At 66.6% G+C, this 14,161-nt stretch carries 18 protein-coding genes; 5 read left to right on the top strand and 13 right to left on the bottom strand.

The window, feature by feature from the left end; all coding sequences use genetic code 11:
• Positions 1 to 35: 35 nt before the first annotated feature.
• Positions 36 to 578: an SWIM zinc finger family protein gene (locus tag J2751_RS04185; RefSeq protein WP_209483447.1), complete on the bottom strand. Its 543-nt coding sequence runs from the start codon at positions 576 to 578 to the stop codon at positions 36 to 38.
• 341 nt (positions 579 to 919) lie between these two features.
• On the opposite strand from J2751_RS04185, the gene J2751_RS04190 reads away from it, so the two are divergent.
• Positions 920 to 1,141 (top strand): DUF7472 family protein, encoded by a 222-nt coding sequence (locus tag J2751_RS04190; RefSeq protein ID WP_209483448.1) that lies wholly within the window; start codon positions 920 to 922, stop codon positions 1,139 to 1,141.
• Between the two features lie 69 nt (positions 1,142 to 1,210).
• Here the strand turns inward: J2751_RS04190 and J2751_RS04195 are convergent, their stop codons facing one another.
• Together J2751_RS04195 and J2751_RS04200 are read right to left on the bottom strand one after the other, a co-directional pair.
• Positions 1,211 to 1,489 carry a DUF7521 family protein gene (locus J2751_RS04195; RefSeq protein WP_209483450.1) on the bottom strand — a complete coding sequence of 93 codons (279 nt, stop codon included), beginning with the start codon at positions 1,487 to 1,489 and terminating at the stop codon, positions 1,211 to 1,213.
• Positions 1,486 to 1,869 carry an ArsR/SmtB family transcription factor gene (locus J2751_RS04200; protein ID WP_209483452.1) on the bottom strand — a complete coding sequence of 128 codons (384 nt, stop codon included), beginning with the start codon at positions 1,867 to 1,869 and terminating at the stop codon, positions 1,486 to 1,488. The genes J2751_RS04195 and J2751_RS04200 overlap by 4 nt, the downstream gene beginning before the upstream one ends.
• A 115-nt stretch (positions 1,870 to 1,984) precedes the next feature.
• On the opposite strand from J2751_RS04200, the gene J2751_RS04205 reads away from it, so the two are divergent.
• A complete protein-coding gene (locus J2751_RS04205) occupies positions 1,985 to 2,335 on the top strand; it encodes a DUF7853 family protein (RefSeq protein WP_209483454.1) in 351 nt (116 codons plus the stop codon).
• A gap of 49 nt (positions 2,336 to 2,384) precedes the next feature.
• Here the strand turns inward: J2751_RS04205 and J2751_RS04210 are convergent, their stop codons facing one another.
• The 5 genes from J2751_RS04210 to J2751_RS04230 all read right to left on the bottom strand — a co-directional run bounded on the left by J2751_RS04210 (position 2,385) and on the right by J2751_RS04230 (position 7,352).
• Complete coding sequence (locus tag J2751_RS04210) at positions 2,385 to 4,556, bottom strand: (Fe-S)-binding protein (protein WP_209483456.1); 2,172 nt, start codon at positions 4,554 to 4,556, stop codon at positions 2,385 to 2,387.
• A gap of 247 nt (positions 4,557 to 4,803) precedes the next feature.
• Positions 4,804 to 5,040, bottom strand: coding sequence for a hypothetical protein (locus J2751_RS04215; protein ID WP_209483457.1), 237 nt, complete (start codon positions 5,038 to 5,040; stop codon positions 4,804 to 4,806).
• Positions 5,041 to 5,173: 133 nt separating this feature from the next.
• Positions 5,174 to 5,887, bottom strand: a complete 714-nt coding sequence (locus J2751_RS04220) for an energy-coupling factor transporter transmembrane component T family protein (RefSeq protein WP_209483459.1) — start codon at positions 5,885 to 5,887, stop codon at positions 5,174 to 5,176.
• Entirely contained in the window at positions 5,884 to 6,738 is an 855-nt protein-coding gene (locus J2751_RS04225; RefSeq protein WP_209483461.1) for an energy-coupling factor ABC transporter ATP-binding protein, read from the bottom strand. Before J2751_RS04225 ends, J2751_RS04220 begins: the two co-directional genes overlap by 4 nt.
• Before the next feature lie 29 nt (positions 6,739 to 6,767).
• On the bottom strand, positions 6,768 to 7,352 hold the full coding sequence (locus J2751_RS04230) for a biotin transporter BioY (protein ID WP_209483463.1): 585 nt from the start codon (positions 7,350 to 7,352) through the stop codon (positions 6,768 to 6,770).
• A 147-nt stretch (positions 7,353 to 7,499) separates the two neighbouring features.
• Here J2751_RS04230 and J2751_RS04235 point away from each other — a divergent pair, with 147 nt between their 5' ends.
• On the top strand, positions 7,500 to 8,129 hold the full coding sequence (locus J2751_RS04235; RefSeq protein ID WP_209483465.1) for a hypothetical protein: 630 nt from the start codon (positions 7,500 to 7,502) through the stop codon (positions 8,127 to 8,129).
• Between the two features lie 102 nt (positions 8,130 to 8,231).
• A complete protein-coding gene (locus J2751_RS04240; protein WP_209483468.1) occupies positions 8,232 to 8,891 on the top strand; it encodes a CRISPR-associated protein Cas4 in 660 nt (219 codons plus the stop codon).
• Between the two features lie 36 nt (positions 8,892 to 8,927).
• On the opposite strand, the gene J2751_RS04245 is transcribed toward J2751_RS04240, so the two are convergent.
• Positions 8,928 to 9,416 (bottom strand): cupin domain-containing protein, encoded by a 489-nt coding sequence (locus J2751_RS04245; protein ID WP_209483470.1) that lies wholly within the window; start codon positions 9,414 to 9,416, stop codon positions 8,928 to 8,930.
• A 335-nt stretch (positions 9,417 to 9,751) separates the two neighbouring features.
• Here J2751_RS04245 and J2751_RS04250 point away from each other — a divergent pair, with 335 nt between their 5' ends.
• The gene (locus tag J2751_RS04250; protein WP_280900821.1) at positions 9,752 to 11,338 is read left to right on the top strand and encodes a (R)-citramalate synthase; all 1,587 of its coding nucleotides are present in this window, start codon (positions 9,752 to 9,754) and stop codon (positions 11,336 to 11,338) included.
• Between the two features lie 50 nt (positions 11,339 to 11,388).
• Here J2751_RS04250 and J2751_RS04255 read toward each other — a convergent pair whose 3' ends face one another.
• The 4 genes from J2751_RS04255 to J2751_RS04270 all read right to left on the bottom strand — a co-directional run bounded on the left by J2751_RS04255 (position 11,389) and on the right by J2751_RS04270 (position 14,096).
• Complete coding sequence (locus J2751_RS04255) at positions 11,389 to 12,567, bottom strand: CBS domain-containing protein (RefSeq protein ID WP_209483474.1); 1,179 nt, start codon at positions 12,565 to 12,567, stop codon at positions 11,389 to 11,391.
• Between the two features lie 97 nt (positions 12,568 to 12,664).
• Positions 12,665 to 13,477 (bottom strand): HpcH/HpaI aldolase family protein, encoded by an 813-nt coding sequence (locus J2751_RS04260; protein WP_209483476.1) that lies wholly within the window; start codon positions 13,475 to 13,477, stop codon positions 12,665 to 12,667.
• A gap of 170 nt (positions 13,478 to 13,647) precedes the next feature.
• A complete protein-coding gene (locus J2751_RS04265; protein ID WP_209483477.1) occupies positions 13,648 to 13,914 on the bottom strand; it encodes an elongation factor 1-beta in 267 nt (88 codons plus the stop codon).
• A gap of 2 nt (positions 13,915 to 13,916) precedes the next feature.
• Positions 13,917 to 14,096 carry an HVO_2753 family zinc finger protein gene (locus J2751_RS04270; RefSeq protein WP_209483480.1) on the bottom strand — a complete coding sequence of 60 codons (180 nt, stop codon included), beginning with the start codon at positions 14,094 to 14,096 and terminating at the stop codon, positions 13,917 to 13,919.
• Between the last annotated feature and the right edge of the window lie 65 nt (positions 14,097 to 14,161).

Below are 14,161 nucleotides of genomic sequence, written 5' to 3' on the forward strand. Positions count from 1 at the left end.
CGGAACGGGCAGCATGAAGAGTGACGACCGTAATCTCAGGTTCCGGTTTCCACCGTCGTTTCGATCGAAACCAGCCGCGAGGCCGGAAACCCGTACCGTCTCGCGTCGTCGACCCCGTGTGTGGGTCCTAGCGGCTCCGCGTACACCGCCTCGATGACTGGTTCGTGTGCGCCGTACTCGGCGTTCGTGGGGTACTCGTCGACGGGTCGCCCCTCGTCAGTTCGATACTCGTCGGCGCGTTCGTCCGTGACGCCGGTGACGATGAGAGTTTCCCCCGTTTCACGGTCGCGGACGGCGTCGCCGCGGGCGAAACCGTGTCGCGCACACAGGTGGGGACCGGAGGCCGTCAGCGGGACGAACGTCTCGACTCCACAGACTGCACAGACGGACACGCGCTCGTCCGGTGCCGGAAGCGCCCCCTCAGTCACCGCCATGGCGACCCGGCGGAGGTGTTTACATCGCGACCCGCGGATCTCGTGGTTGGGACACGAACACGTTCCGACGTCGAGTGCGACAATATACGTTCCGCCCGCGGTGTCGACGAGGTATCGCCGGTCACGAAGGGGGAACACCGTCATCGACTCGCGTCGCGCTCGCCTCGACCGATCCTCGTCGTTCTCGTCGTCAGTCTCCGAGCTGTCAGTCCCCGAGCTGTCAGTCTCCGAGCTGTCAGTCTCCGAGCTGTCAGTCCCCGAGCCGTCGGTGTAGAGTCGGCCACGCCCGGGCTGCGCGCACGCGTCTCTCGAGCGTGTCATAGGTTGTCGGTGTATCATGCCTCGTCGGAACGAGACGCGTCACCCGGTTACGTTCTCGGGCGTGTACCCGGTTCGGTTCGTTCGGCGAACGCGGCAGTGATGACCGTGCCGTCGGCGGCGGTGCCATCGAAGTCCTTTTTTAGTGCCGACGGGAAGCCGGGAGTATGGAAATCGATGCGGAGCTTCGTCGACAGATCGTCGTCTCCATGGGTGCGGCGGCGGTCTTCCTCGCCGGGCTGGTCGCCATCGGCGTCACCTTCGACGGAGACACGCTCCCGGAGGACGGTGCGCTCGCGCTGATCGGACTTCTCACGGGGTTCGTCCTCCTGATGGCGCTCGTCGGCCTGTACCTCATGCGTAGCGAGGACGCGGAAGAGTCGGCGTAGCCGGTCGTAGCCCGCCCGCACGACTCTCTCTTCTTCGAACGCGTCTTTTATACCGATACAAGACCTGACTCACTCAACGTATAGCGAGTAGACGATCACGGCGAAGCCGACCGCCGTCAGCAGGCTGTTGATGGCGATCCCCACGGCGAGATCGGCGCGGATGATCTGGTGTGAGACACCGCCGACGAGCGCGCCGACGGTGACGATACCGAACCCGACCCCGAGCGCGCGCAACGAGGGATCGCCCGTGCGCTCGAATGCCCGGAGCGCGTAATAGGTGATGGAGCCACCTAAAAGCAGGATGGCGGTCTTTGCGACGATGATGGCGATCTCTATGTGTGTGCTCATGTTTCTTCACGGAGTTCGGACCAGAGGTCGGCGATCCGCTCGTCCCGAGTCCGCTCGGGTCGCTCGAACTCGACGCTCAGTTCGCCGTCGGCGTCCGCGTCGATCGAGACGCGTACCTCCTCGAAGGCGACCGAGTACCGCGTCGTGTGCTGGCCGTCGCGCCGGATGTCAGTCGATTCCGTCAGCAGGGAGGCGTCGACGAGGTCCTCGAGTTTCCGGTAGGTCGTCGACAACGGGACGTCACATTCCTCGGAGAGTTCGCTCGCGGTCTTCGGCTCCGAGAGCGCCGCGACGATGCGTCGGGCCGCGTCGTCGGCGAGCGCGTCGAGCACGTCCGCGACGGCGGGTGGCTCCTCTTCGCGCGACGGATCCCGCACCATGGCGGATCGTTTCAGTCCCCGACTCTTAAACCATCGAAATTCGCATTGGCAACGGCCGATCGGATACCGGCAGCACGCATACTTTTAAGACCCTTCCTACGGAGAAACCAGTCGAATGAGCCCTCCGCGAGATGATACCGATGGCCTCGTTCTGGGCCGCGAGGAGGCGTGGGTGGCGCACGCGGCGCTACTTGCCGCCTGCGAGCGGTCCGTCGACGCCGACCCCGACGCGGTTGCGGCAATCGAAACTGACGCTACCCGCATCGATCCCGCCGAGACCCCGCCACACGGAGTGCCGCTGCGGAGCATCGAGCGCGACGAACCGCTCGATGCCGAGGAGACCGCGCTGCTTCGAGAGGCGCTCATCGACTACCTCGGCGACGCCCCTGTCCGCGATCGGGCAGCCGGTCGAGCCCTGCTGCGCCGTACCGCGACCGCGGTCGGGTCGACCTCGAACGGCGTCTGACCGCGTTGGTTTCGGCCGCGCGTTGGTTTCGGCCGCGCGTACTCGGCCGCTAGGTCCCCGCCTCCAGTGCCTCGATCAACAGCTCCGCGACGTCGACGATCTCGACCGCGTCCTCGAACCCGCCGGTCTTCCGACCGTCCTCGAACATCGTCGTACACATCGGGCAGGCGACGACGAACTTCTCGACCGCGTTGCCCGCGGCGGTGTCCTCCACCGCCTCGCGGAGCCGCTCCTCGCTCGGTTTTACCGCCTCGTCGTGCTCGGTCCAGAGTCCGCCGCCGCCGCCGCCACAACAGAAGGAGCTCTCGCGGGAGCGCGGCATCTCGTGGAGGTCGGCACCCGTCGCTTCGATCAGCTCGCGGGGGGCCTCGTACTCGTCGTTGTAGCGACCGAGGTGACACGGGTCGTGATAGGTGACGGTGTAATCGAGCTCGTCGCCCGACAGATCGAGCCGGCCGTCCGCGACGAGCTCCTCGACCACCTGCGTCCAGTGGAACACGTCGATCTCGCCGTCCGGGTTCCACGGCTCCTCGCGGTCGAACGGCATCATCGGGTCGTCCGCGAACTCCGCGAAGTCGACCTCGGGGTACTCGTGTTTCATCGTGTTGTACGAGTGGGGGTCCGTACAGACGATCGAGTCGAACTCGCAGTCGGCGAACGTCTCGACGTGGTGGCCGGCGAGTTCGAGATAGAGGAACTCCTCCCCGATCCGGCGGATGTCGTTGCCGTCGGTCTTCTCGTCGTCGAAGAGGATCCCGAACGACACGTCAGCTTCGTCGAACAGCCGGGCGAGCGCGCGGGCGACCTTCTTGTTCCGGTCGTCGAAACTCGGATAGTCGCCGACGTACCAGAGGTACTCCACCTCTTGTTCTCGGGCGTCGTTGAGCTCGAAATCGAGCCCGTCAGCCCAGTCGGCGCGGGTCGCCTGCGACTCGCCGAACGAGTTCCCCTTTTGCATCACGTCTTGGAACATGTCCTGTAGATGCGAGTCGACTGCCCCCTCGTCGACAAGCTGACGGTTCATTTTGGTGAACGAGGTGAGGTGTTCGATGTCGACGGGACAGGCGTCCATGCAGGCCATACAGGACATACACGACTCCATCGACTCCGCGGCGATCACGCCGCCCTCGTCAGCGACAATGGGAACTGTTCCACCGTCGGAGGTGGCCACGCCACCGTCAGTCGCAACTGACCCGCCGCGTCCGACCACCGGATCGTCGCTGATCGACTCGCGGTACGCCTTCAGGTCGAGGATCACGTCGCGCGGGTCGAGGTTCCGGCCCACGGTATCGGCGGGACACGCCGAGGTACACCGGCCACACTTCGTACAGGCGTCCCCGTCCATCAGCTCCTTCCAAGTGAAGTCCTCGATGGATTCGGCGTTGGTGTGATCGAGATCGGCGGGGACGTTGGGGAGCCGCGCGCCGGCCCGCTCGTCGCGGGCGACGACGTTCGCGAACGAGGAGATCATGTGGAACGGCTTCGCGTACGGGATCCACGCGATGAACGCGAACGCCAGCAGCGAGTGATGCCACCAGATCACGCCGTAGGCGGCCTCCGCGCCGGCCTGCGTGACTCCCGCCCACTGGAAGGCGTTCGCCATCGCCATCCCGACGAACGAGACGGTCTCACCTGCGCGTTCGGGCTGGCCAACGATCCCGACCGCCTGAACGAGGAATCCGCCGACGCCGAGCAGAAACAGCGTCCAGACGAACGCGTCGTCCTCCAACGAGGTGTGTTTCCCCCACAGCCGGCCCTCGCGGTTCCGGTAGCGCTTATATATCGCCATCCCGACGCCGACGACGAACAGCAGGCCGAACGCGTCGACGACGAACTGGTAGGCGAGATAGAAGTCGCCGACCCAGAACGACTCGCCGGCGAGCGGGCGATACACGTCGATGTCGAAGCCGAGAATGGCAGTCGCGACCACGAGGACGAGAAACCCCCACAGGACGAACGTGTGCATGATCCCGGCGTACAGGTCGCGGTCGTACTGGTTCTCGTTCGAGAGGACGGTCTTCGTCGCCGAGCGGATCCGACCCGGGAGGTCCGACAGCCGGTCCCGGGGATCCGCACGTCCCCGGGAGTACGCCGCGAAGCGGGCGTACACGCCGTAGAGGAACACGAGGATCGCGACCGCGGCGAGCCAGTAGAAGGCAGCCTTCCCGACCGGACCGATGGTCCAGAACGTCTCCCGGGTGGCCGCCTGTAGGAGCGTCATGATCGATCAGGTGGGTAGGTTCGGGTTAAAACTTGCCACAATACGAAGCGAGTGGTCGATCGGTTCCGTCCGCGAGGTGATCCACCGACCGAACGCCGGAGGGCGGTGAAATACGGCACGGTCGAAACGGGTCCAAGCGAGCCGAAGTAGTTAACGCTCATCCGCGTAAGGACCCTTCATTTTGCTTCGTTGAATCCCTATTATTCAGACATAAAATAGGATGAAACAGCCGATCGCTGAAGAGTGCTTATTCGTCGCTTCCGGTGGCCCAGTCAGGTGTCGGAAGAGACGTATTTGCTGTAATTATCGCAATCAGAGCCGAAATCAAAACAAATAGTATCCCGATTATGGCTAACCCAGTAGGATCAATTTGTCCGGGCGCTGTAACTAGTAAACCCCCGAAATACTGTAACAGCGCGATGATGACAACAACAACGACTGCCGATGTAAAGAGCTCTCTTATATCGAGTTTGGGGATCTTCATATATCCGAATTTAATATCACATCATCTCAAACTTTCGGACGGCTGAATACCAATAAACTCGGTAAATCACCTGTATTGACCACTGTGAGATCAACGTATATCGCTTGCTGCGGATCTCAACAGAGCCGTGTATTTATATACTGGCCATCGTCGCGACCGCAAACAAACCCACCCCGACCGCCGTCACCGCGTAGTCACCCCGACCGAACGAGAGCCGGGGGAGCGTCGGGTTCCACGCGAAACACCGGGCGTTCAGCGCGGTTCCAAGTCGGTCGGCGCGCCCGAACGCCCGGTTTATGCCGCCGACGGCGACGAGACGCATCCGGTCTCGGAGAGGGCGCTCGCCACCGGCCCGCGCGTGTATCGCCTCCCGCGTCGCGAGCAGATCGCGTTTCAACAGCGGAAGAAATCGGAAGACGAGCGCGACGCCGACTCCGAGGAACTGGCCGGGCTTTCCGGGGATCGCCCACTGGATCGCCGCCCGCGAGTCCCGCACCGGTGTCGATCTGACGTACGCCGCGGCCACGACGAGGACGAGCAGGACCCGATAGCTCGCGAGCGTCGTGTCGCGGGCACGGTCGAGTCGGAACCACGGCTCGCCGAGCGTCGCCCCGGCGACGAGGGGGGCGACGAGCAGGAACGGTACCGCGAACCGGTATCCCCACAGGTCCCGCGGGCCGCCCTCGGCCGACAGCAGCGATCCGACGGCGACGACCGTCAGCGCGGCGAGCCCGCGGGGCGTCGTGTACGCGTAGGCCGCAGCCGCGAACGCGGCCTGAACGAGCAGTTTCGAGCGGGGATCCAGCCGGTGAGCGAGCGAGTCCCCGGGGACGTACGCGAGCGTCACGGCGACCCCGACCCGGTTTTAGGGGAGCCCGACCCGTCTCTGTGAGGTCCTGATCCGCCTCCGCGAGGCTCCGACCCGCCTTCACCGGCTCCCGACTCGTCCTTGGGTGCGCAGCTCTCCGGCACGCGCACGTCGAGTCCGGAAAGCGTCCCGACCGCTTCGGCGGGCGGCGCGTCGACGACGACCCGGCCGCGGGAGAGTCCGACGACGCGGTCGGCGAGGTCGATCACGTCACGCAGGTCGTGGGTGACGACGACGACGCTCGTCCCCTCACGATGAAGCGCCCGGAGCCGATCGACGACCGACCGGCGGGCCGGCTCGTCGAGCCCGGTGAACGGCTCGTCGAGGACGAGATGGTCGGGCTCCATCGCGAGCGCGCCGGCGATGGCGACGCGCTCGCGCTCGCCGCCGGAGAGCGTCTCGACTCGCTCGTCAGCGCGACCGCTCATGTTCACGGCCGCCAGCGCCTCCTCGACCCGCCGGTCGATCTCGGCGTGAGAGCGTCCGAGGTTCTCCGGACCGAACGCGACGTCGCCCCCGACAGTCGCAGCGACGATCTGGTCGCGTGGGTCCTGAAACACCATTCCCACCGTGGTTCGGGCCGCAACGAGGTCCTCGCCGACGGAAGTTCCGTTGACCGCGACCTCCCCGTCGTCGGGCCTCACGAGCCCGTTGAACGTCCTGACGAGCGTCGTCTTTCCCGAGCCGTTCGCGCCGGCGACGACGAGGAACTCGCCGTCAGGGATCGACACGGAGACGTCGTCGACGGCGACGACGCCGTCGGATCCGTCTCCCGTCGATCTACCGCCTCCACTCTCGTACCGACAAGTGACGCCGTCGACCTCGATCACAAGCGCCCTCCGAGACTGCTCATCGGAACTCAGTTCGCGGCGATCGCGTCCGACCGGACGACGCCGACCGCCGCGGCCATCTTCACCGCCTCGAACGGGATGAAGGCGAGCGCGCCGGTGAGGAACGCCTCCACGAGGGTGAGTTCGAGGACGACCGCGAACCCGACGACGCCGAACGCGTAGATGACGGCGGTACCGGCGACCATCGCGCCGACCAGCCGTGGGAGACCGACGGTGTCGATGTCGCGGAGCGTCACGCCGCCGTGGACGACGAATCCGATGAGCGCCGCGGCGAACGGGTACGACCAGAGATAGCCGAGGGTCGGCTCCGCGAGCAGCACGCCGAGACCGCCCGTCCCCGCAGAGAAAACGGGCGCGCCGATCGCGCCGGCCGCGAGATAGAGCACGAGCGCGCCGCCGCCCCACACCGGCCCGAGGAAGATCCCGGCGAGGAACACGCCGAGCACCTGGAGGGTGATGGGCGACGCCGAGAACGGGTGGGGAAACGAGACGTACGCGAACGCGCCGACGAGGGCGGCGAAAAGCGCCGCGCGGGCGACGTTCGTTGCGGCTTCATCGCCGACGAGATCGACCGATTCCGTTCGTGTCGACATGTCGTTCGTTCTCACGTAAACCAACTTCAGTGTACTGGTTTACGACGTTGCCGCGGGAGCGGCTTCGAACTGCTCCCGGGAGCACGATCGACTACGAAGGGACCCAACGACACGTTTTTTCAGTCCGAGTCCGTATGTACCGAACGTATGGACGAGAAGACCGAGAACCTCCGAGACCTCTTCGTCGACGCGACTGGGTCCGAGACGGTGACCGAGCACCAAGCGGAGTCGCCCGGGAGCCTCACCGACCGCGACGACGACGCGGTCGCCGCCCGCGTCGCCGAACTCGTGTCGGCGATGCGGGACCGGTACGGGTTCGACGCCGGGCTCGACGACGCGGGCTACTGTCGCGTGGTCCGCGGCTTCTTCGGCGACGAGGACGACGCGGCGATCGCCGCGGATCTGGCGGACGGGACGGGATCCATCGATCCCGGGACGGTCCGTGACGCGCGGCTCGATCTTCACCTCGTCGACGACGACGACCGCGACTCGCCCTTCGAGTACGCGGCGTTGAAACGGATGGTTGCCGCGGACCGCGACCGCGACCGCGACCGCGACGAGATGGCGAACGAGTTCGACGTCGACCCCGATACCGTCGAGGAGTACGCCGCGGTCGCCCGCGCGGATCTCGCATCGACCCGGGCGAACGACCGGTTCCGTGACGAGTTCCGGGACCTGCTGACCGACGCGGAGATCGAGGGGTCACATGCGAGCGACGCCCGCGAGGACGGTCTCCGGGAGGCGACGGAGGACATCGAGACCGACGTTTCCTTATAAATCTGCTCGACCCGTTTATATACCCTCGCGGGCCTCCGCAGTCCGTGAGCGGCGGCATCTCCGCCTGAATCCTTATATACGAACCCGGAACGATCCCGGTACATGACTCCGTTCAGCGACCTCGCGGCCGCCGCGTACTGCCCGCGGCAGCTGTACTATCGGCGGCAGGAGTCGGACCGCGGCGTTTCCGAGACGGCCCGCGAGCGGATCGATCTGGCGTTTCGCTATCCTGAGTTGGTGGACGCGTCCGACGCGACGCTCCGGCGACTCCCGATCCGTCGTTCGCCGGCCGCCTATCGTCGCAACCTCGCGCGGCTTCGAAACCGACCCGTGTACGATCGCCTCGTCGATCCGGTCAAGGAGCGCGCGTTTCTCTCTGGACGCGACTGTCACGGGATCGCACACAAGCTGATCGCCGGCCCCGACGACGGTCCGCCGGTACCGGTCCTCTGCTCGCCCGGTGAACCGCCCGAGAACGGCGTCTGGGAGCCACAGTCGGTGCGGGCGGTCGCCGCCGCGAAGGCGCTGTCGTGGGAGCGTGAGCGGCGGGTCGAGGAGGCGATAGTCGAGTACCCAGCGGTCGGCGTCGTCCGGACGGTACGGCTTACGACTCGCAGAAAGGCGGCCTACCGGCGGGCGCTCCGTGCGGCCCGCGCGATCGACGGCCCGCCGGCACGCGTCGACGACGGCCGCTGTTCCGCCTGCGAGTATCAGGAGACGTGTGGCACCCGTCGTCGGTCGATCCGGTCGATGCTCGGGTGAATCGGACAGGACAGGCCGTGCCGGCGATCAACGACCTCACGGCGAGAACGACGTCCCACACTCGACACAGGTGAACCGGAAGCGACCCTCGTCGGTGAGCTCCGTGTCGTGGACGCGCTCCTCGCCGCAGGCGCGACACGTCGCGATCGACCGGATCGCGTCCCAGTCGTGGCGCGCGCCCGGCGCGCCGAACGCCCACGCGACGACCTCCTCGTCGGCGTCCTCGCGGACGAACCCCGACTGGAACTCCCCCGGCGCGAACCGGATCAGCTCGCCCGGGCCAACGTCGACGCGCTCGCGCTCGCGGCCGATCTCGAAGGTGGCGGTTCCGGAGAGCACGTAGAACACTTCCTCTTGGTCCTCGTGGGTGTGGAGCCCCCCGGCGAAGGCGTCGCCGGGCGCGAGCTCGAAGTAGTTCATCGCGACGTGTTCGGTCCCGAGCGCCCGCGACACCGGTTTCCGGAGGTCGTGGACGCCCATCGGGTTGGTGACGACGTCGACCTCGTCGATGGCGACTTTCCGCATACGCCGACATCCTCCCGACGACGATATAACGCTACTCCCGATCGGCGGGAGGGCCCGACACGCTCACCCTCGGGACGACCGATCCCCCCTTGGTTGAACCGCTCGGCCAAAGCTGACGCGACCCGGCAGTTTATAGGGCTGTGAACCATCGACACGGGTACGAATGACACGAAACGATCGTGGTCGTTCGGAGGATAGAGCAAGTCGCCTCACGGCGGCTGGCCGGGAAATTCGCCGAACGTAACGACCGATCAGACAGCCTGGACCGTCCGTCCAGCGACGGAACCCGTCCGTCCAGCGATGACGGTTCCGCCGACACCGACACGGAGACCCTTTTGAACCCACTCACACACCTCGAGGAGGTACAGCTACTGGACACGACGCTGCGCGACGGCGAACAGATGCCGGGCGTCTCGCTCACGCCCGCGGACAAACTGGAGATCGCTCGCGAGCTCGACGCCGCCGGCGTCCACGTGATAGAGGCCGGCTCAGCGTGCACCTCGGAGGGCGAGCGCGAGGGGATCCGCCGGGTCGCCCGCGAGGGGCTCGACGCGACGGTCACGAGCTTCGCGCGCGGCGTGCGAAGCGACATCGACCGCGCGCTCGAGTGTGATGTCGACGGCGTCAACCTCGTCGTCCCGGCCTCGGACAGACACGTCGAGACCAAGGTCGGATCGAGCCGCGAGGCGGTCGTCGAGACCACCGTCGAACTCGTCGAGTACGCGACGGATCACGGGCTCTGGGTGGAGGTGCTCGGCGAGGACGGCTCGCGAGCCGATCTCGACTACCTCGAACGCCTCATGCGAGCCGGCCTCGACGCGGGCGCGGACCGCGTCTGCTACTGTGACACCGTCGGCGCGGCCGGGCCCGAACACACCGCCGAGGTCGTCTCACGGCTCGCCGATCTCGGTCCGACGAGCCTTCACACCCACGACGACCTCGGCTTCGGGGTGACGAACGTCCACGCCGGCCTGAAGGCGGGCGCGGACACGGTCCACGGCACCGTCACGGGTATCGGCGAGCGCGCCGGCAACGTCGCCATCGAGGAGGTCGCGATCGCGCTCGATCGCTGTTACGACATCGACACGGTAGATATCGACCGACTCTACCGGCTCTGTCGACGCGTCGCCGACGTGACGGGAGTCGTGCTCCCGCCGAACAAGGCCGTCTGTGGGGCGAACGCCTTCGCCCACGAGTCCGGGATCCACACCGACGGAACGCTGAAGGACGGGGCGATGTACGAGCCGTACCCGCCGGAGACGGTGGGTCGCGAGCGCCGGCTCGTGTTGGGCAAACACGCCGGTCGGGCGGGGGTTGCGGCCGCGCTCGCCGAACACGAGATCGACGTCGACGAGGCGGAGCTCCGCGAGATCGTCTCGCGGGTGAAGGAGCTCGGCGACCGCGGGAAGCGCGTCACCGACGCCGACCTGCTCGCGATGGCGGAGGACGTACAGGGTCGCGAGCGCGACCGGCACGTCGAACTCGTCGATCTGTCGGCGAGCTCCGGCGGCAACCTCCCGACCGCCTCGGTTCGGCTCCGCGTCGGCGACGAGGAACGGGTCGCCTCGGGGACCGGATCCGGACCGGTCGATGCCGGGCTAGAGGCCGTGCGGACGGCGCTCGAAGCGGGATCGGAAAGCGGGACGCGTGCGGACGGATCGGAGCGCTCCGAGAGCGTCGCCTTCGAGCTCGACTCGTATCACGTCGACGCGATCACCGGCGGTACCGACGCGGTCGTCACCGTCGCGGTCGACCTCTCCCGTGGAGACCGGTCCGTCTCGGTGTCCGCCTCGGACGCCGACATCACGCGGGCCAGCGTCGTCGCGATGGTCGACGCGCTCGACCGGCTCTCAGCAGTCGAGTCGAACGATGACGACGACTCGGTCTCCGATAGTGCCGAACTCCCGGAACAGGCGGAGTAGACGGGAATTCCCGAAGCGGCCGAGGCAGGCAGCGTGTGCGCCGCAGCCGATTATAACGGTCGCTGGCCGTCACCCAGCCGTCGACCGCTGATGACGCTCGGGGTTCCGCCGGTCTGGATGATGTTGAACGCGGTCATCAGGTCCGACCGCGAGAGCAGTCCGACCAACTCGCCCCGATCGTTGAGGACGGGGAGCCGACCGACGCCGTGCTCCTGCATGGTCTGGAGGGCGGTCATCGCGTCCGTGTCGGCCGTTACCGACGCGATCTCCGTCGCCATCACGTCCTCGACGCGGTAGGCGTCGCGTTCGACCTCCCGGATGCTTCGGGCGTCCTCTAGCGTTACCATGCCGACGAGTCCGTTCCGACCCATGACCGGATAGCCGGTGTGGCGCTCCTCGAACATCCGGCTCATGAGGTCGGCGACCGAGGTGTCCTCGGTCACCGTGTGGAGGTCCTCACGCGGGGTCATCACGTCGGCGACGGTGACGTCCTCGAAGGCAGCCTTCAGCGTCGTCTGTTGGGCCTCGCCGGAGGCGGCAATATAAATGAAGAAGGCGAGCAGGATGAGCAGCAGTTGGAAGGTCAACAGCCCGATGATCCCCATCAGGAACGCGAACACTTTCCCGACCGCGGCCGCCTGCTGGGTCGCTTGGGCATGCGGACGTTTTCGGGCCATGAGCGCCCGGAGCACCCGTCCGCCGTCCATCGGGAACGCGGGGAGCATGTTGAACACGGCCAACACGACGTTCAGTAACGCGAGGTAGCCGAAGACGAACACCACCGCGTTCGACCCGGTCGGGGCGAAAAAGAACACGCCGTAACAGACGGCACCGACGGCGAGACTGACTATCGGCCCCGCGACCGCGATCCAGAACTCGTGTTTCCAGTCCTCGGGGAACTCGGTAAAACTCGCGAGTCCACCGAGCAGCCACAGGGTGATCGAGTCGATCTCGTAGCCGTACCGCATCGCGACCAGCGAGTGGCCGAACTCGTGGAGCAACACCCCACCGAACAGTCCGATCCCGGCCGCGAGCCCCAGCACCCACGGGGTGACCCCCGCCGTCAGCGCCGTCGGATCGATCCCGGCTCCCATCGTTTGGTTCATGACCTCGGCAGTCACCTCTATCTGGGAGCCGATGAGGTACGCGAACAGCGGTAACACGATCAGGAACGTCCAGTTGAGTCGGATCGGAATACCGACGACGGTTCCGATACGGAGTCCACGCATGCCGCTTCGTTCGGGTGGCCACCGCTTAAACGTCCGGTGATCCGCGACCCGATCTCTCGGCGGGGTCTGTCGAGACCCCCGCCGGCCGGATGCTCGGTTATGATCCGTCCTCGTACCGTTCGATCGCCCGATCCGCGCCGGCCCCGAGAAAGCCGACGTCCGTCCCGACGATCAGGAAGTCGAAGCCCGCATCGAGCCACGCGTCGATCCGCTCGTCGGTCGTCGCCAGCGTCCCGACGGGAACGCCAGCGTCGTTGCCGGCGGTCACCGTCTCCCGGACCGCGTCCACGAACTCCGGGTCGTCGAACGCCCGAAACCGTCCGAGCGACGCCGACAGGTCCGCCGGGCCGACGAACAGCGCGTCGATCCCGGGGACGCTCGCGATCTCCCCGGCGCTCGCGACCGCCTCGGGCGTCTCGATCTGGGCGATCACGGCGACCGATCCGGCGACGTGTCGAACGTGCTCGTTGAGCCGGCGACCGTAGTCGGATGCCCTGCTCAGCGCGATGCCCCGCGTTCCGTCTCGGTTCTCTCCGAAGTGCGCATCGCCCGTGTGGCCCTCATCGCTCTCCTGTACTGGATACCGACACGCACGAACCAGATCCTCGGCCTCCGCTGCGGCGTTCACCTGCGGAGCCATCACCCCGGCCGGTCCCGCGTCGAGAACGCGCTTGATCCGGACCGGGTCGACCTCGGCGACTCTGACGAGCGCCTCCGTCCCGCCCGGAGCCGCCTCGATCGCCCGGAGCGCGTGCTCGACCGACTCCATCGTCGTCGGCGCGTGCTCCGTGTCAACGGTCACGAAGTCGAACTCCGCCGTCGCCAGTGCCTCGGCGACCCCCGGCGACGGGAGCGAACACCACCCGCCGACCGGTCCGTCGCCCTCCCGAAGCTTCCGTTTCAGATCCATGCGCGACCATCATCGACGGATAATAAAAAGGACGGCATGGACGGCAGTCGACGTGGTCGAACCGAACGAGCGGTTGGATGACGCCGCATCCGAACGCGTGTCCACGGAACGGGCGACGATGGAGCAGTGGCTCGGGGTCGAGCGGGAACGACGAGAATCGACGGCTCGGTCTAGAGACGACCGACGTTCTCGACGGCGACGGACTCGACGTCGTCCACGCCGGAGAACGCTTCCTCGACCGCCTCGGTGCCGCCCGCACCGTCGGGAACGATGACGGTCGGGAGGAGCGCGACCAGTCCGAACGCGACGTCGTCGCGCTCGAAGCCACGGATCTTCGCTCCCTGCGGGAGCGACTCCTCGAGCTCGTCCTGAAGCTCGTCGAGGTCGACCTCGGGGCTGTTCGGCATGACCTTGATCTTGGCGGCGACGTCCCCCATGTTCAGGGCCCCCGGAAGCCACAGTCGTGGCACTCGTAGAGGTTGCTCTGCTTGCGGCACTTCGCGCATCGGTAGATCGTCGCACCACAGTCCGGGCAGGCGAACCGCGCGGCGCTCATGCCGGACACCTGGATGCCACAGGAGACACACTGCTGCGTGCTCCGGCTTTCGGTATCGCTCATACCTCTTCAGACCGGCGCGCGACGTTTAACGGTTGTTCTTTGCCGTCGCCGTCGGATTTCGACTC

The organism is Halorubrum alkaliphilum, from assembly GCF_017873815.1.
GTDB lineage: Archaea > Halobacteriota > Halobacteria > Halobacteriales > Haloferacaceae > Halorubrum > Halorubrum alkaliphilum.